Raw genomic sequence first — 17,352 nt, forward strand, 5'->3', positions numbered from 1 at the left:
AAGACCGCCTGCCTTCCCTCCTCCGCATCAGCCATCGCTGGTGCGGGGGTCTCTATTTTCTTGCTTAGACTGGAACCATGACCAATGACAAGAATCTGGTCGTCTCCACCGACGGCAGCGCACTGAGCAATCCCAATGGCCCCATGGGCTGGGCCTGGGCCGATCACGAGGGCGGCGACGCGGATGCGGGCGGCGCCAGCAACGGCACCAATCAGATCGGCGAACTGTGCGCCGTGCTGCAGGCCCTGCGCGCCCATCCAGGCGAACGCCCTCTGGTCATCGAAACCGACTCCCAATACGCCATCAACTGCTCCACCACCTGGGTGCCCGGGTGGAAGAAGAAGGGCTGGAAGAACTCCCAGGGTAAGCCGGTCAAGAACCGCCCTCTTATCGAAGCAATCGACCGGGAGATCCGGGCACGGACGGGATCGGTCAGGTTTGTCTGGGTCAAGGGCCACGCGGGCAACACCTTCAACGAGAAAGTGGACACCCTGGCACGCGGCTACGCCACAGCTGCAGGCAAGGGCGACCGGGAAGGCTGTCTGCCCATCGAAGGCTGGCGCTCACTGCTGGCCTCCCCCTACGCCAAGGGCACACAGGTGCCGCCCGCAGTCAAGGCTGAGCTGGACGGAGGACCCCAAGTCCTGGACGAGCTGGGTCGAAAGAAGGCTCGCCTGAACCAGGAGGAGCAGAAAGACCTGGCGAAAACCGCCGTCGAGTCCGAGGCTGTGGATGCCGAGCAGGCCGAACCTGTGGCAGCGACGGCTGACGCAGCCAATGTCACACCCGACCCCGACATAGCCGATGGTCAGGAAGACGAACCTGTATCGGCGCTCAAGGAAACCTCGGACGCCGATACAGCTGACCAGGAGACCAAGAACTCCGGAGCTCGGGGACTGAGAGCCAGTGGCCGCATCCGCATCACGCCACCCCCGTCCGGCAGCAGCATGTTCACCGGGCAGGACCTGCATATCGTCGGCAGCATCGATATAGATGCGGACATCGACCCTGACGGCTACGTGGCCATCCAGGAGGCGCCTTTCCGCCTGCATGCCATCGAAGTGGAGGATTGAGCGGTTCCTGGACCGTCAGGGGCCATCGTCTACACTGGAGTGAACCTGAACCAACAAGACCCGCAGACATCAGCGGTTGAGCGCATGCGGGCATGAAGGAGCGTGTATGGACAAGACCGAGCAGGACAGACTGAAGAAGGCCGCCGGCATCGAAGCAGCCAAGTTGGTCGAGAATGGCATGACCGCCGGACTGGGCACCGGATCCACGGTCCGGTTCTTCGTCGATGAACTGGGACGGCGCGTCAAGGAAGAGGGCTTGGAGTTCACCGGCGTGACCACCTCCCGGCGGACCAAGGAGCAGGCTGAGGGCTATGGAATCCGCATTGTCGACATCGATCAGGTGGATCACATCGATGTCACCATCGACGGGGCCGACGAGGTCGACAAGGACTTCAACGGCATCAAGGGCGGCGGCGCAGCCCTGCTCTGGGAGAAGATCGTGGCCGTCAACTCCCGAAGGATCGTCTGGATTGTGGACGAGTCCAAGGTGGTCGACACGATCGGCCGCTTCCCGCTGCCAGTGGAGGTCATCCCCTTCGGCGAGCGCCACGTCCTGGATCGCTTCAAGGAGCGCGGATACAACCCGGTACTGCGGCTGGACGGCCAGGGGCAGCCTGTTCTGACCGACGAGCACAACCACATCATCGATCTGCATCTGGATCGGATCGAGCACCCGCAGGATCTGGCCCAGGACTTGATCACAACCGTGGGTGTCGTGGAACACGGCCTCTTCCTCAACATGGTCGACACGGTCATCGTGGGCGACCCCAACGGGCCCCGGGTCATGACCAACGCCAACAAGTGACCATCAGCGAACATCTTGCCTCCCGGCTGACGGTACCTAAAAACCCGGGGACATCCGGCTGGCCACGATGACCAGCGATGATATGAACATGAAGCCCCCCGCGTCCATTCGATGCGGGGGGCTTCGTTGGCCCTGATGGGCCATAAGTCATAAAGCTACTTGCGCTGGTGACGAGTCTTGCGCAGCAGTTTGCGGTGCTTCTTCTTGCTCATCCGCTTGCGGCGCTTCTTGATGACAGAACCCATCCGAGCCTCCGATCCTTAGTTACCTGGAAGTGTCCAACTTGCTTATCGTACACCGCTTGCGGGACGACTAAAGCGGGAAGGCCTTGTAAAAAGCCTCCAGCGCAGTCCGCTGGCCCTGGGCACGGAAGACCACTGTATCATTCTGCCAGATGACCAGGGCCTTGTGCTCGTCGTCGCCATCCGCCTTCTCCAGGTAGGATCCGGTGACCGTGCCGCCGCTACGAACATTGCCCGAGGCCAGCTCCTTACCGGACATGCCCGTGGACTGGCTGTCATAGAGTGCCTTGGCATCCTCGCTCCTGGACCACTGAGCCAGGTGAAGGGTCACATCCCCGCCCGACCTTCCTGTGGAGTAGACCAGGTTGTACTCCTCGATAGGTGTACGGGTGCTCCACTCACTGTCAGGATCCGCCTTGACGCGGGCGAACTCGCCCACCGTATCGGGCATGGCCTTGAGCAGCTCGGAAGCCGAATCGGGCAGAGGAACCGCCTTAGCCTTGGGACTGCTGGCTTGCGAAGGCTGTGAAGATGCGGAGGCCGAAGCCTGAGCGACGGGCTCTTGGCTGCGCACCGCCCAGTGAGGCCAGACGAAGGCCGATAGGAGCACCAGGACCACCACCGCCGCCAGAGCGATGACCAGACCGATCCGTCGACGGCGCTGTTTGGCGTGCGCGGAGGAGTCAGAGGAAGAGGACAGGGGTGCAGAAGGATTGTCAGCCATGTCTCCATTCTCTCATGGGCAGGGTGTCGGCACTGCGAAGATGCCGTAAAAGCCCAGTTCCTCGTCCCTGAATCCCGATAGCGTGCAGGTATGGCCAAGACGACGACGCAATACGTGTGCACGGAGTGCGGATGGACCGGCGGCAAGTGGTTCGGACGCTGCCCAGAATGCGGCCAGTGGGGAACCATCGAGGAATTCCACGAAGCCCATGTCGTAGGTGCAGGCGGGGGTTTGTCCTCCTCCGGCGGCAGCCATACGGCACCTGCGCCCCCGAAGAACGGCATGGCCCGACCCATCACCCGGGTAGGTACGGACCAGGTAAAGCGCATCCCCACAGGATTCGAGGAGTTCGACCGGGTCCTGGGCGGGGGCATCGTACCCGGGTCGGTCATCCTCTTGGCCGGCGAGCCAGGCATAGGCAAGTCCACCCTCCTGCTGGAGACCGCCGGCCGAGTGGCCGACCGGGGCGGCCAGGGAGGCAAGGTGCTCTACATATCGGGCGAGGAGTCCCAGGCCCAGGTGCGGATGCGAGCCAGTCGGGTGGGAGCACTCAAGGATTCGCTGCTCCTGGCTTCGACCACCGACCTGGCCACGGTGCTGGGGCTGATCGAGCGCGAGAAGCCGGCACTGGCCATTGTGGACTCCGCCCAGACCATCGTCTCCAGCCAGGTCGACGGCATCTCCGGGGGCTCAACGCAGGTGCGCGAAGTGGCCATCAGCCTGATCGACATGGCCAAATCGCAAGACATCCCCACCCTCCTGGTCGGCCATGTGACCAAGGACGGCTCCATCGCCGGGCCGCGGACCCTGGAGCATCTGGTCGATGTGGTCTGCCAGTTCGAGGGCGACTCCCAGACCGCCCTGCGCCTGCTGAGGGCTGTCAAGAACCGTTTCGGCCCCACCGACGAGGTGGGCTGCTTCGACATGGGCGAGCAGGGCATCGAGGAGGTCAGCGACCCCACGGGACTCTTCCTGTCCACGACCGGGCAGGAGGTGGAGGGCACCTGCGTGACCTTCACCTTGGACGGCCACCGTAGCCTGCCCATCGAAATCCAAGCCCTGGTCACGTCATCTGTTCTGCCCACGCCCAGACGCAACACCAACGGGATCGACGCCAACCGTCTGGCCATGCTGGCCGCGGTGCTCTACCGTCACGGCCGCGTCAACCTGCTGACACGGGACCTGTATGTGTCCACCATTGCCGGCGGACTGGCCAAGGAGCCCGGATGTGACCTGGCCATCGTGGCCGCGCTGGCCAGTGCAGCCAAATCCCGGCCCATCCTGCGCACGACCTGTGCCATGGGCGAGATATCCCTGACCGGGCAGGTCAGGCCGGTGCCTCAGCTCAACCACCGGCTGCAGGAGGCTGCCCGGCTGGGATTCACCCGGGCGCTGGTCCCGCCAGACCGGCACTCGGGAGGCCGAAAGCCCATTCAGGGACTGGAGGTGGTCGAGGTCACCTGTCTGGCCGAGGCCCTGGAAGCCCTGGGACTGGTCTGAACCCGGTGGCCGCTGGTCCCCTATCGCACCATATGGCGTTCACCTGCCGACTCGTTACCCTGCCGGACTAGGATGGAGTCGCTGGAAGACCGACACCCATCATCATCGCGAGGAGCAGATCAGCATGACCATCTTCACTAGGAAAACCATACGCAGGCTGACAGCGGCCGCACTCACGGCAGTCACGCTCATGGCCGGCGCGGCCTGTGGCTCCTCATCGAGCAACAGTGGGCAGTCGGCAGACAAGCAGGACATCACCCAGCAGACCATCAAGCCCGGCACCCTGACCATCGCCACCGGAGACCCGGCATACGCCCCATACGTGCAGGACAACAAGCCCGAATCCGGCAAGGGCTATGAGGCGGCCGTGGCCTATGCCGTAGCAAAGAAAATGGGCTTCGACAAGGCACACGTCACCTGGACCAGGACCACCTTCGATGCCGCCATCGCCCCGGGAAGCAAGGACTACGACCTGAACATCCAGCAGTTCTCCATCACCCCGGAGCGTCGGCAGGCTGTGGACTTCACACCCAGCTACTACAACTCCACCCAGTCGCTGGTCGTCAGGAACAATTCTCCATACGCTTCCGCAACCTCCCTCGCCCAGATCAAGGACGCCAAGATAGGGGCCATGGTCGGCTCCACCTCATACGAGATGGCTCACAAGCTGGTCAAGCCTGACATCGACACCTTCAACGACGACGTGGCTTCATCCCAGGCCTTGGATGCCAATCAGATCGACGCACTTGTCGTGGACACTCCCTCAGCCGTGACCATGGTCGATTCCGGGCAGGTCAAGAACGCCAAGATCCTCGGACAGATCAAGGGCTCGCAGGACCCGGAGGGCATGGGCATAGTCCTGCCCAAGGGCTCCAAGCTGACCCCGGCGGCTTCCAAGGCTGTCACCGCCCTGAAGAAGGATGGAACCCTGGACAAGCTGCAGAAGCAGTGGCTGCACGTCTACACCTCCCTGCCTACCCTGGGCTGAGAGAAGAAAGGAAACCTTGTCGTTCATGGCCACCTCGGCACAGGATGCGGTCAGCGATATCCAACGGGAACGGGAACGCTACGGCCGTCGACAGAATCTGCGCTCCGTGGCGGTCAGCATCGCCAGTACGCTTGTATTGGCCCTGCTGATCGCCCTGGGGTTGCACGCCTCACCTGGCTGGCCCCGAGTCAAGCAGTCGTTTTTCTCCGGCGCCTACTTCGCCCAAGCCTTCCCCAAGGTCCTCCAGGGGCTCTGGCTCAATCTGGAGGTCCTTTTCTTCGCAGTCATCGGCGTAGCTTTGCTGGGCACCCTGTTGGCTATGATCCGCACCAGCCGGAACCCACTGCTCTTTCCCCTGCGGGTGCTGGCCCAGGTCTACACCACGATCATGCGGGGCATCCCCATGATTGTGGTCCTCTACCTGATTGGCTTCGGCATCCCCGGACTGGCCATCTTCAACCGGATTCCGGCAGCACTGCTGGGCACCGTGGCGGTCATCCTCTCCTATTCGGCCTACATCGCCGAGGTGCTGCGGGCCGGCTTCCAGGACGTCGGCCCCTCCCAGAGGGCGTCTGCACGCTCCCTGGGCTTGACCTCAGGACAGACCATGCGTTTGGTGGTCATCCCCCAGGCCCTGCGCAAGGTGGCTCCGGCACTGATGAACGACTTCATCTCCATGCAGAAAGACGTGGGTCTGATCTCGGTTCTGGGAGCTGTTGACGCGGTCAGAGCGGCCCAGATCATTGTGGCCACCTCCTATAACTTCACCCCTTACGTGGTGGCCTCTGTGCTCTTCATCGCCACCTCGGTCCCCTTCATTCTTCTCAACGACTGGTATTCCAACCGACTGCGCAAGCGCGAACAGAGCGGAGGCATGGTATGAGCGAACAAGCAGGCACCGATCAGAACCAGCCGGTGCTCCGTCTGGAGGATGTGCGGAAAACCTACCCTGGGGGCAACAAGGTCCTTCGCGGCATCTCCATGACCATCATGCCTCATGAGACCGTGGCCCTTCTGGGTCCATCCGGGTCAGGCAAGTCCACCCTGATGAAGTGCATCAACCTGCTGGAGACCGTCAACGACGGCAGGATCTGGCTGGGCGGCACCGACATCACCGATCCCAGGATCAACCAGGATGCCTGCCGGGCCAGAATCGGCGTGGTCTTCCAGCAGTTCAACCTCTTCCCCCACATGAACGTTCTGAAAAACCTGACCCTGGGAGCCATCAAGGTCCACGGCATGCCCAAGGACCAGGCCAAGGAGCGGGCCCTGGATCTGTTGGATCGGATCGGTATGAGGAAGAAGGCCGGGGCTTACCCCGACCAGCTCTCCGGCGGTCAGCAACAGCGGGTGGCCATCGTCCGAGCCCTGATGACCGACCCGGAACTGCTCCTGTTGGATGAGATCACCTCAGCCCTGGACCCCATGCTGGTGGGCGAGGTACTGGCCATGGTCTCGGAGCTGACCGCCGGAGGCACCACTATCCTCATGGCCACCCACGAAATGAGTTTCGCGCATCACGCAGCCAACCGGGTGGTTCTGCTGCTGGACGGTGTCATCGCCGAGAACGGAACTCCGGAAGAGGTCATGGACGAGTCGGAGAATCCGCGCACCAGGGAGTTCTTCAGCCACTTCCGGGGACTGTGAGTTCCCCAGTACCTTCAGCTTTCAGTGGCGGAGAACACTCTTCCTGTGGCCTTGGTCAGTTCCAGGGTGCGATCGGCGTCCAAGGCCAGCTGTCGTTTGAGGGGCTCCTCGCCCGTATACCGCTTCTGACTGCGCAGACGGCTGAGGAACTCCACCCGGACCCGGTGGCCGTAGAGGTCCACCCAATCCGGCCGGACGGCATTGGCCTCCAGGATTCTCGGCATCCGCTCCCCCGGTGCCAGGAAGGTCTCCTTGGTACCGATGGAGATGGCGGCGGGCATCCGCCAGGGCGAACCCTGAGCCAGCCGACCCTCCCGGCCCTCTGGCGTCGCCATCGGATCCGTAGGCAGTCCCAGGTCGACCAGCCAGCCTGCATAGACTCCATCAGCGGGCATCATCCCCTGGCCGTCGGGAGCAAGGTTGGCAGTCGGAAATCCCAAGCGGCGGCCCCGCTGCTCCCCATGGACCACTGTGCCTTGAACCATGTGCGGCCGGCCCAGAATATCCAGTGCCGTATCCACATCGCCATCCAGGATCAGCTGCCGAAGGTGGGAGCTGCTCCAGGCTCGTACCCGACGCCGCTCCAGGCCGTCAGCGTCAGGCAGGGTGCAGTCCCCGGGTCCTTGATCTTTCACGACTTCCAGGTTGAACAGTCCAGTGTCCGCCAGATCACCAATGGCGTTGATATCGCCGACCCGACCAGCGCCCATCTGCGCATCGCGGCCCAGGACCAGCGTTCGCATGGCCAGCTGTTCGGTTAGCTGCTTGAGGAAGAATCGATAGGACTTGGCGGCAAAAGCCAGCGTGTATCGCACCACCACAACCTGATCCAGTCCCAGCTGGGCCATCAGCCGCAAGCGCTCCTCCATCGGCATGATCTGATCAGGGTCATGGCGAATAAGATCCGAGGGCGGTTCAATCATGTCATGGCTGTCGGCATAGCTATGGACCAGCTTGGGACTAGGGTCGAAGACCAGGGCCATGGGCCGGTCCCGATCCTTGGCAGCGAGCTCGACCACCCGGCGCAGGATGGCCTGATGACCCCGATGCATGCCGTCGAAGACACCGATGGTAACCACGCTGGACCGGGTCCCCAAGGTTCCCGGCCACCTGACAATACCCGACTCATCCGGGCTGACCTGGCTGACCTTCATCCGTTTCCCATCACTTGGTCATGGCGGCCCCCGAACCCGGGCGCCGAAAATTCCTTAAGCACTGTATTCCCACCGTCTCATCCTGACAAGACCCTGAGGCCAAACACGGACCTGCACATTCAAGCCTCGGGATGGAAGACCACATCCGGTTTGGCCCCGCCTCGTGAACTGGGCACCAGGATGGCAGCCAGTCGCTGCCTGCCCTCAGGTCCGGCCAGGGCTGCCGTGGGCTCGGCTACAGACAGATCCATGAATCCGCCATTGGCCACTCTGGCGGCCTGGTCGACATCCAGGTTCAGGACGGGCATGCTCATGCGTGCCGCCTGCACGAGACTCAGCGAGCCATCCAACATGCCCTGCCGGTCGTGGTCCGGGACCATACGGTTGCGAACAACGGTCTGACCTTGTCGGTTCCGGTAGGTGCGGGGGACGGCCTTACCGCCCACAACCCTGGATGCCAGATTGGAATCCTCCAGGTCGAACGGGCCCACGCGAATCCTTCTTAAGGCGGTCAGGTGGCCGCCCAGATCCAGCCGCTCACCCAAATCGCGAGCAAGGGCCCTGATGTAGGTGCCGCTGGAGCAGGTCACTTCCACATCCACATCGACCACCCTGGCGCCTTGGTCGGACAACTCCACACGACGGAAGTCGAGCAGACGGAAGGACGCAATCCGAATACGTCTGGGTTCCAGCCTGACCTCCTGGCCTGCGCGAGCCAGGTCATAGGCCCGCCTGCCCTTGACCTTGATGGCGGAGAAGGCATCGGGCACCTGGTCGATCCAGCCGGTGAAGCAGCGATCAATCAGATCCTGCAGACCCTGGGCTGTCAGCTCGTCCACCCTCTGCGCAGCTCCAGGGCGCACCGGCAGCAAATCCCCGTCCGCATCGTCCGTCGTCGTGCCCAGTCCCAGGCGCATGGTGGCCCGGTAGGTTTTGTCATGGCCGACGATGACCGTCAGCAACCGCGTGGCCTGGCCGAATCCAAGGACCAGCAGGCCGGTGGCCATGGGATCCAGGGTCCCGGCATGACCTACACGACGCATGCCGAGGCTGGACCGAACGGCTGCCACCACGTCATGGCTGGTCACACCGCTCGGCTTGTCAACAAGGATGATGCCCGAGGTCTGTTCACCGGCGCCGGACTTAATACCGTCCGACGGCTCAGCGGTCGGCTTCATCCGCATCCTCCGCCGCAGGTTCATCAGGGACGGAGTCCGACCCATCGGTCTCTTCCTCGTCGTCATGCCGATATGGATCGGGATCACCGGCATAGCTGGCATTGACCCGGGCCTTGGCCATGGCCTCGTCTCGGTGATGGGCCGCAGTCAACACATCCTCAATCTCGGTAGCCTCGGCAGGCACCTCATCGTAGATGAAGCGCAGCGTAGGCGTCAATCGCAGACCGGCCCGGGCGCCGACCAGGGTGCGAAGCCTGCCGGATGCCTGCCGCAGGGCCTGCTGGGCCCGCTTGCGCTCCCCGGCCTCGTGTCCGGACCGACCCAGCTGGGTCCAGTAGATCTTGGCTATCTGCAGGTCGTTGGTGACCCGGACCTCAGTGACGGTGACCCCTGCCAGGCGCTTGTCGTGCATCTGGGACTCCAGCGCAGAGGCCACAACCCGTTGTATCAGGGCTGCTATGCGTACAGCGCGGGGATTTCCAGCCATCATGATTCCTTTCTCGAACCGTCCATGACCAATCGTCTCATTCATGGTGATCCGCCCCGGCCAGGGAGTACCCAGACCGGGGCGGATCACCACAGACCCTCCGACATGTGGTCGGATGGTCGATAGGCCCTACTTGCGTTCCACTTCCCGCATCTCATAGGTCTCGATGATGTCGCCCACCTCGATGTCGTTGAAGGAGCCCAGGTTGATGCCAGCCTCGTATCCTTCGGACACCTCGTTGACGTCGTCCTTGAACCGGCGCAGCGAGGAAATCTCCAGGTCGTTGATGGTGACCACCCCGTTGCGGGCGATGCGAGCCTTGGTGCCCCGCTTGACGGTGCCGTCCTGGACCATGACGCCAGCGATGTTGCCGAACTTGGAAGAGCGGAAGATCTCGCGGATCTCGGAGTGGGAGGTGGTGACCTCCTCGTACTCCGGCTTGAGCATGCCCTTGAGCGCCGCCTCGATGTCCTCGATGGCGTTGTAGATGACCGAGTAGTACTTGATTTCCACGCCCTCGCGGTCTGCCAGGTCCTGGACCTGCCGGTTAGGCCGGACGTTGAAGCCGATGATGACGGCCTTGTCGACCGTGGCCAGGTTGACGTCGTTCTGGGTGATGGCGCCCACGCCCCGGTGGATGACCTGGATCCCGACCTCGTCGGAGACCTCAATCTTCATCAGGGAGTCTTCCAGGGCCTCGACCGAACCGGAGGAGTCGCCCTTGATGACGATGTTGAGCATGTCCACCTCGGACTTGGCGAACTGCTCCTTCAAGCTCTCCAAGGAGACCACCTTGCGGCGCTTGGCCAGCTGTGCGGCGCGGGCCGAAGCCTCGCGCTTCTCGGCAATCTGACGGGCTGTGCGGTCGTCGGGCGCGACCAGGAAAAGGTCGCCGGCGGTAGGCACCGAGGTAAGGCCCAGCACCTGGACAGGTGTGGAAGGACCGGCAGCGTCCATCTGCCGACCGTTCTCGTCCAGCATGGCACGTACACGGCCATAGGCCGATCCAGCCACAATGGCATCGCCTACATGCAGGGTTCCCTGCTGGACCAACACAGTGGCCACAGCTCCACGGCCCTTGTCCAGGCGGGCCTCGACCGTGGCACCGCGAGCGTCCATGTCAGGGTTGGCCCGAAGGTCAAGATCTGCATCGGCAGTCAGCAGGACGGCCTCCAGGAGCTTGTCCACGTTGGTACCCAGCTTGGCGGAGATGTCGACGAACATAGTGTCGCCGCCGTACTCTTCGGATACCAGTCCGAACTCGGTCAGCTGACCACGTACCTTCTGGGGATTGGCTCCCTCGACATCAATCTTGTTGACAGCCACCACGATGGGCACATGTGCGGCCTGTGCATGGTTGATGGCCTCCACGGTCTGCGGCATGACGCCGTCGTCCGCGGCCACCACCAGGACAGCCACATCAGTCAGCTCGGCACCACGGGCACGCATGGCCGTAAAGGCCTCGTGGCCAGGGGTATCCAGGAAGGTGATCTTGCGATCCTCCCCATCCAGGGTGACCGTGGCCTGGTAGGCCCCGATGCGCTGGGTGATGCCGCCAGCCTCCTGGGTGGTCGTGTTGGTCTTGCGGATGGTGTCCAGCAGCCGGGTCTTACCATGGTCGACATGGCCCATGACCGTAACCACCGGAGGCCTGGGCTGCAGGTTCTTGTCGTCCTGGTCCTCACGTTCTTCGTCCAGGTTGATGTCGAACTGCTGAAGGAGCTCCTTGTCCTCCTCCTCGGCGGAGACGATGCGGATCTTCCATCCAATCTCGTCGCCCAGAATCTGGAAAGTGGCCTCATCCAGGGACTGGGTGGCAGTAGCCATCTCTCCCAGGTGGAAGAGCACCGTGACCAGGGCGGCAGGGTTGACGTTGATCTTGTCGGCCAGGTCGGCCAGGGTGGCGCCCTGACGCAGCTTGACGGTACGTCCATTGCCTGCGGGGATGCGCACACCGCCGATGACGGGTGCCTTCATCTCCTGGAATTCATGCCTCTTGGCCATCCGATTCTTGCGGGCCTTGGAGGACTTGCCTCCCTGGCGACCGAATGCTCCAGCAGCACCGCCGCGACCACGACCACCACGGCCGGAACCGCCACGGAAGCCACCTGAAGGCGCCGACGAAGCACCCCCGAAACGGCTGCCGCCGCCCTGGTGGGTCTGCTGGCCTGGACGGCTATGGCCCCACTGCCCTGGACGGGCGCCCTGCCCGGGGCGGCCGCCACGACCGTTGCGGAATCCGCCCCGACCCCTGCGGGAGTCGTTGACGGTGGGTCTGGCCATGGGGTGCGGCCTGGGGATGTCCGAAGGCATAGGGGCCTTCATCCCCTGCTTGCGGCTGAAGGGATTGTTGCCTGGACGAGGCGCGGATGCTCCCGGCCGTGCGCCATGACGTGCCGCCGCAGCGTTGGAGCCACCGGGACGACCGTTGTTGCGCGAGCCCTGGGGGCCGGGCCTGCCCATGGCTGAAGGCTTGGGGCCACGGGACTGGTTGCGCTGCTCGTGCTCGTTGCGATTACCCTGGGATGCGCCGGGCTTGGGGAAGTGGCCACCGGGACGCTGCTGACCCCGTGGCGCCTCGCCGCCGACCGAGGACCGATGATTCTGTCCGGGCTTGGGCCCAGGTGTTGGCAGCTGGGTACCGCTGGATTGCGCACGGCCATGCTGACCCTGGCCGCTTCCGTGATTAGGGCTACCGGGGCGGGCATTTCGCGCAGCGGCCTGCCCAGCGTCGCTTTGTCCCTTCTGAGGGAAAGCGTTCTTGAGTCGACGAACCACAGGGGCCTCGACAGTGGAGGATGCGGACTTGACGAATTCGCCCATGTCCTTCAATTTCGCCAGAACAGTCTTGCTGTCTACGCCAAATTCCTTGGCCAGCTCATACACGCGTGCTTTGGGCACTTACTTTCTCCTTACCGGACCGCGCATATGACCGGCGCGATCACTCTTTCATGACGGCGAACATATCCTGTCTCATCGTGCGACCATGATCGTGTTACCTCGTCTCTGTGCCGGGGCCGACGGCATGAACCTCCGGACTCGGGATACCGGGTCCAGCATACTCGCGTCGTCGGATGTTTGCTCTCAGGCGTCTTCACCAGCAGCCGAAGCCGATTGCGCCTGCAGTTCACGTAGTTTTTGCTGGTGGGCCTCCTCGGACTCGATGCCAATCTTCCATCCGGTCAGCTTGGCGGCAAGACGGGCGTTCTGGCCCTCTTTACCAATGGCCAAGGAGAGCTGGGCATCCTTGATGAAGGCAATGGCCGTGCGGTTGGGCTCGCTGACGATCTGCACCTGACGGACCACGGCCGGGGATAGGGCCGCAGCCACGAATTCGGCGGGGTCCTTGGACCAGTCCACGATGTCGATCTTCTCAGGCCCCAGGTTCTCCATGACGGCACGAACGCGAGCACCCGCCGGGCCGATCAACGCGCCCTTGGGATTGACCCCCTTGGTGTTGGCACGGACCGCGATCTTTGTTCTGGCCCCGGCCTCACGGGCAATGGCCATGATGGAGACTGCACCGGAGATCAGCTCGGGCACCTCCCGCTCAAAGAGGCGGCGAACCAGCTCCGGGTGGGAACGCGACACGATGATTTCCGGTCCCTTGAGCCCACGGGAGACATTGACCACGTAGATACGGATCCGCTGGCCGTGCTGGTAATGCTCTCCAGGCACCTGCTCACGACGGGGCAAAATGGCCTCGACATTATCTACGGCCACATGCACGTTGCCGGGATCGCTGGCATCCTGCTGCACGACTCCGGTGATCAGATGGCCCTTTTGACCCGAGAAAGCTCCGAAGACTCGCTCATCATCTGCCTGGCGGAAGAGCTGGCGGATGACCTGGCGGGCCGTGGAGGCCGCCAGCCGATCGAAGTCCTTCGGCGTGTCATCATATTCCTCGCCCAAATCGTATCCCGGTTCAGGCTCGTCGGGCGTGGGTTCGCGAGCAATTTCGTCCTGTGCCCAGATGGTAAAGGTTCCCGCACGTTCATCCAGCTCAACCCGTGCGTGCTTGGCTGCATGAGGCGATTTCTGGTAGGCCAGAAGAAGGGCCTCGCTCAATGCTTGATCCAAGGTCTCGGCATCAATCCCTTGTTCGTGTGCCAGCTGATGAATTTCAGCCAGGTCCAGTTCCATGTCAAGACCTCCTATGAAGTTATTCAGACCGTGCTTCTTTTAGTCTGCAATGCCTACTATTCTAGCCTTTCATGCAGACACAGCCGGTTCCTGAATACCACGGGTGGGCGAGTCGTCGGCCGGCGACCCCGGCACGACGAATGAGGGCCGGTATCGCAGTTCTTCTGCTGGCTGCCACCATCTCAGGATGCGCACCCTCAGCGGTGCATGTCAGCCAGCACGACCCCGACAATCTCCGTCCCACAGCATGTGAGCAGGCATGGACGCGAGCCCGGCAGTCGGAACAGATTCAGAGGGATCGGGCAAATAGCCGGGCCCAGGCCTGGATCCAAGCGGCCCGTGAGTGCCCTGCCCGCTTGGACGAAGCCACGGTACATGCAGCCCAGGCTTTGACGGCCTCCCAGGGCGGACAGGCCAATCGCCAAACAGCTACATTGAGGCTGGTTCAGGCTGCACAGCAGTTGGATCCACTGGCCAAGGCACTGCCGGTCGAATTGGCCGATCAGGCCATCATAGGCGAAGACCGTTCAGGATTCGAACTTTCGGTGCTCGCAGCACGCAAGACGGATGCCGCGTGGATGCTCACCCTGGCCGATGCACACACTGCGGCCGCGCAGATTCTGGTCGGTCGCGCCAAGCACGATCCCCGGCAGGGGGTCTATTCCACCACTGATCTGCTGGCGCACCCTGAAAAGTCCACCGACCCCGCCAACGGAATACAGACCCCTACCCCTGCCCTGATCGAGATGGATACGGCACGAACCCTACTGGCTGTGGGGAGAAAACTGAACGGCTCCTCAGGCGCCATACGAACCGATGCCAGTCAGAACGAGAAAAGCCACCGGCAGGCCACATCGGCCCTGGTCGACATGATCGTAGCCCACATGTCCATGGCCATGAACCTCGGCTACCCGGCCGCTTCGTCAGCCCTGCTACAGGTGCCAAAGCACTGACGTCCAGGACGGACCAACTACTCGCAGGTTCCTCATCCGCATATGCGAGCAACCCTTGCCCATTCATGCCCAAAACCTGGTCAATCATGAAGTGCAATCATCAAGCACAATACATTAACTATTGCTTACCGCAGATTTCACAAAACTTTACGAGTGGCGCCAAAGTTTCAGACGGTGCTATTATAGAACGTGTTCCACAGGAGTATTCCACAGGAACGCAGGGGGGTATGAACCCGTGCAATGTAGGAGGCGAGCCGGTGTGACCACCACATCGCCTTCTGCATTGGACGGTCTTTTCATTTGCTGAGTATTGCTGCTCATGGTCATGCCAAACTAGGTAGTCAAATATTGCATACGGAAGACCAATCGCATCTGACATCCATGAACCAAAAGGGTGCCATTCTCTCGGTCACTCCGCAAAAAGTCGGTCTTCTATGGACCGCATATCAGCAGCAATTATGAAACCTGATACTCCAAGTGTGCCGCTGAAACCGTGAAAGGCAACAACAGGGTAAAACGTAAAAGGCCCCGGCCATCGGGCCGGGGCCAATAAGGGCGGTTGAGGCGAGATTCGAACTCGCGGAGGGAGTTGCCCTCACACGCTTTCGAGGCGTGCTCCTTAGACCGCTCGGACACTCAACCATAGTCGTTGCCCGACACTGCCGAACAACAACTTTTCTATTATGCCACAGAGTCCCTACCTGGCAAGCGGCGTGGCGCAGCCAACGGCCACTGTGAACAACCAGGGAATCACAGTGTCCGGCGTGCCCGGATGGCCTGCGCCCGCTCAGCAAGCTGGTCATCAGGCGGGTAGGCTACATGCTCCAGAGTCAACCCTCGAGCATCTATAGGACCAGTGGAACCTTCACGCAGGGGGTGGGCCACCTTGTCGGCAAACCATTGCACGGAGCGTCGCCCCTGGCCCACCTGGATGCAGGCCGCAACCAGTGAGCGGACCATGTTATGCGCAAAAGCATCGGCTACAATCCGAAAGACGGTCAGCCCGGACTCCATAAAGGTCGGAAGGTATCCGACGGCATTCTGTCCCTGGGCAGCCTCGCACAGATTCACAGTGGGAACCAGGTCCCAGTGTGCTGCCAGGACCTTGCGGATGGTCGTGCCGCCAGGGTTTGGCCTGGCAAAGGATCCGAAGTCATGCAGACCGATACACTTCGCTGCGGCCTCGTTCATAGCTCGCAGATCCAGGCTCCCTTCCAAGTCAAGCACATAGCCCCGCATGCGCGGATCCCCTGGCTGACCCCCCTGGCTGACCCGATACAGATAGGTCCGTTCCAGGGCAGAGAAGCGGGCATCGAAACCTGTAGGGGCCAATCCGAGACCAAGCAGAACGATGTCGGCAGGCAACAGGTGCCGGAGACGGCGTTCCAGAGCCAAAACACCATCGACCCCCATATGTCCCCTGCAGGATTCGAGCACAGCGTCGGGAACGTCCAAGTGTGCCACCTGGTGAGATGCGTGGACCCCAGTGTCTGTCCTTCCAGCCACGACCAGTCTGGGTTCCCAGTCGGCTTGGCGATAGGAAACCTCACCATTCGATCTGCGGGCTCCGGTAATCAGAGACAGAGCATGCTCGATGCAACCCTGGACCGTGCGTAGCCCGGGCTGCCGGGCCCAACCATGGAAGCCGCCGCCGTCGTAGGCCAGGTCCATACGCAGCCTGACAAGGGACATCCTCCCTTCCTGATCCTCCATCACGACCTCCTTGGCAGCAATGACAAACGGGGCCGGAGAGCCACGCTCCCCGACCCCGTCACCAGATACACAAGGACCGATTACTCGGCAGCCTTCTCGGCATCCTCAGCCACGTCGGCATCTTTTTGAGCCTGGGCTTCAGCCTGATCAGCCTTGTCAGCGGTCTGCTCCAGATCCTCGGCCGCCTGGTCGGCCTGGGCCACGTCCTGATCGGACTCGTTGGCCTCAACGGCCTGGTCGACGGCATCCTTGGCAGCGCCTTCGGCGACAGCCGCATCAGTGGCTGCTGCCACCTCGGCGTTGTCGTCCTTGGCAGCCACCTTCGCCGCGGACTCAGCTTCCTTGACGACGGCCTTCTTGGCCGACAGAGGCTCGGTGACCAGCTCGATCACGGCCTGCGGAGAGTTGTCTCCACGGCGGGGTGCGATCTTGGTGATGCGGGTGTAGCCACCCTCACGCTGCTGCATCTGCTCGGCAATCTGCGTGAACAGTATGTGGACCACAGACTTGTCACGGATGACGCGCATAACGCGGCGGCGGGCGGGCAGATCCCCCCGCTTGGCGAAGGTGATCAGCCGCTCAGCCAGCGGACGCAGGCGCTTGGCCTTGGGCAGTGTGGTCGTGATACGGCCGTTGGCGAAGAGGCTGGTGGCCATGTTGGCCAGCATCAGCCGCTCGTGTGCCGGGCTGGAGGCCAGACGTGGGCCCTTGCTAGGTTTTGGCATTGGATTATCTCCTTACGGCC

The 17,352-nt window shown here is 62.5% G+C and carries 16 protein-coding genes and 1 tRNA gene; 7 read left to right on the forward strand and 10 right to left on the reverse strand.

Annotation, left to right across the window (positions count from 1 at the left end):
- Positions 1–77 precede the first annotated feature (77 nt).
- Together GKC41_RS02070 and rpiA are read left to right on the forward strand one after the other, a co-directional pair.
- A complete protein-coding gene (locus GKC41_RS02070; RefSeq protein WP_154312752.1) occupies positions 78–1,073 on the forward strand; it encodes a ribonuclease H family protein in 996 nt (331 codons plus the stop codon).
- A gap of 106 nt (positions 1,074–1,179) precedes the next feature.
- Positions 1,180–1,878: a ribose-5-phosphate isomerase RpiA gene (rpiA, locus tag GKC41_RS02075; RefSeq protein ID WP_029678040.1), complete on the forward strand. Its 699-nt coding sequence runs from the start codon at positions 1,180–1,182 to the stop codon at positions 1,876–1,878.
- A 155-nt stretch (positions 1,879–2,033) separates the two neighbouring features.
- Here the strand turns inward: rpiA and GKC41_RS02080 are convergent, their stop codons facing one another.
- Together GKC41_RS02080 and GKC41_RS02085 are read right to left on the reverse strand one after the other, a co-directional pair.
- Positions 2,034–2,123: a 30S ribosomal protein bS22 gene (locus tag GKC41_RS02080; protein ID WP_004268639.1), complete on the reverse strand. Its 90-nt coding sequence runs from the start codon at positions 2,121–2,123 to the stop codon at positions 2,034–2,036.
- Between the two features lie 67 nt (positions 2,124–2,190).
- Positions 2,191–2,844, reverse strand: coding sequence for a hypothetical protein (locus tag GKC41_RS02085; RefSeq protein WP_154312753.1), 654 nt, complete (start codon positions 2,842–2,844; stop codon positions 2,191–2,193).
- 90 nt (positions 2,845–2,934) lie between these two features.
- On the opposite strand from GKC41_RS02085, the gene radA reads away from it, so the two are divergent.
- From radA to GKC41_RS02105, 4 genes are all read left to right on the forward strand, one after another.
- Positions 2,935–4,344 (forward strand): DNA repair protein RadA, encoded by a 1,410-nt coding sequence (gene radA / locus GKC41_RS02090; protein ID WP_154312754.1) that lies wholly within the window; start codon positions 2,935–2,937, stop codon positions 4,342–4,344.
- A 124-nt stretch (positions 4,345–4,468) separates the two neighbouring features.
- Complete coding sequence (locus GKC41_RS02095) at positions 4,469–5,332, forward strand: ABC transporter substrate-binding protein (RefSeq protein WP_154312755.1); 864 nt, start codon at positions 4,469–4,471, stop codon at positions 5,330–5,332.
- A 25-nt stretch (positions 5,333–5,357) separates the two neighbouring features.
- Positions 5,358–6,215, forward strand: a complete 858-nt coding sequence (locus GKC41_RS02100; RefSeq protein ID WP_154312756.1) for an amino acid ABC transporter permease — start codon at positions 5,358–5,360, stop codon at positions 6,213–6,215.
- Entirely contained in the window at positions 6,212–6,979 is a 768-nt protein-coding gene (locus tag GKC41_RS02105; protein ID WP_154312757.1) for an amino acid ABC transporter ATP-binding protein, read from the forward strand. The genes GKC41_RS02100 and GKC41_RS02105 overlap by 4 nt, the downstream gene beginning before the upstream one ends.
- Positions 6,980–6,993: 14 nt before the next feature.
- Here the strand turns inward: GKC41_RS02105 and ribF are convergent, their stop codons facing one another.
- The 5 genes from ribF to nusA all read right to left on the reverse strand — a co-directional run bounded on the left by ribF (position 6,994) and on the right by nusA (position 13,941).
- Positions 6,994–8,133: a bifunctional riboflavin kinase/FMN adenylyltransferase gene (ribF, locus tag GKC41_RS02110; protein WP_154312758.1), complete on the reverse strand. Its 1,140-nt coding sequence runs from the start codon at positions 8,131–8,133 to the stop codon at positions 6,994–6,996.
- A 119-nt stretch (positions 8,134–8,252) separates the two neighbouring features.
- Positions 8,253–9,311 (reverse strand): tRNA pseudouridine(55) synthase TruB, encoded by a 1,059-nt coding sequence (gene truB / locus GKC41_RS02115; RefSeq protein ID WP_154312759.1) that lies wholly within the window; start codon positions 9,309–9,311, stop codon positions 8,253–8,255.
- Positions 9,295–9,798: a 30S ribosome-binding factor RbfA gene (gene rbfA / locus GKC41_RS02120; RefSeq protein ID WP_154313065.1), complete on the reverse strand. Its 504-nt coding sequence runs from the start codon at positions 9,796–9,798 to the stop codon at positions 9,295–9,297. Before rbfA ends, truB begins: the two co-directional genes overlap by 17 nt.
- Positions 9,799–9,927: 129 nt before the next feature.
- Positions 9,928–12,699, reverse strand: a complete 2,772-nt coding sequence (gene infB, locus GKC41_RS02125; RefSeq protein WP_324612005.1) for a translation initiation factor IF-2 — start codon at positions 12,697–12,699, stop codon at positions 9,928–9,930.
- Between the two features lie 183 nt (positions 12,700–12,882).
- A complete protein-coding gene (gene nusA, locus GKC41_RS02130; RefSeq protein ID WP_154312760.1) occupies positions 12,883–13,941 on the reverse strand; it encodes a transcription termination factor NusA in 1,059 nt (352 codons plus the stop codon).
- A 71-nt stretch (positions 13,942–14,012) separates the two neighbouring features.
- Here nusA and GKC41_RS02135 point away from each other — a divergent pair, with 71 nt between their 5' ends.
- Complete coding sequence (locus tag GKC41_RS02135) at positions 14,013–14,894, forward strand: hypothetical protein (RefSeq protein WP_229281561.1); 882 nt, start codon at positions 14,013–14,015, stop codon at positions 14,892–14,894.
- A gap of 556 nt (positions 14,895–15,450) precedes the next feature.
- On the opposite strand, the gene GKC41_RS02140 is transcribed toward GKC41_RS02135, so the two are convergent.
- From GKC41_RS02140 to rplQ, 3 genes are all read right to left on the reverse strand, one after another.
- Positions 15,451–15,536: transfer RNA gene (locus tag GKC41_RS02140), tRNA-Ser, on the reverse strand.
- 108 nt (positions 15,537–15,644) lie between these two features.
- Positions 15,645–16,607: a tRNA pseudouridine synthase A gene (locus GKC41_RS02145; RefSeq protein ID WP_154312762.1), complete on the reverse strand. Its 963-nt coding sequence runs from the start codon at positions 16,605–16,607 to the stop codon at positions 15,645–15,647.
- Between the two features lie 80 nt (positions 16,608–16,687).
- The gene (gene rplQ, locus GKC41_RS02150) at positions 16,688–17,332 is read right to left on the reverse strand and encodes a 50S ribosomal protein L17 (RefSeq protein WP_154312763.1); all 645 of its coding nucleotides are present in this window, start codon (positions 17,330–17,332) and stop codon (positions 16,688–16,690) included.
- Positions 17,333–17,352 lie beyond the last annotated feature (20 nt).

Origin of the sequence: Bifidobacterium asteroides (assembly GCF_009683175.1) — a bacterium.
Classification (GTDB): domain Bacteria; phylum Actinomycetota; class Actinomycetes; order Actinomycetales; family Bifidobacteriaceae; genus Bombiscardovia; species Bombiscardovia asteroides_H.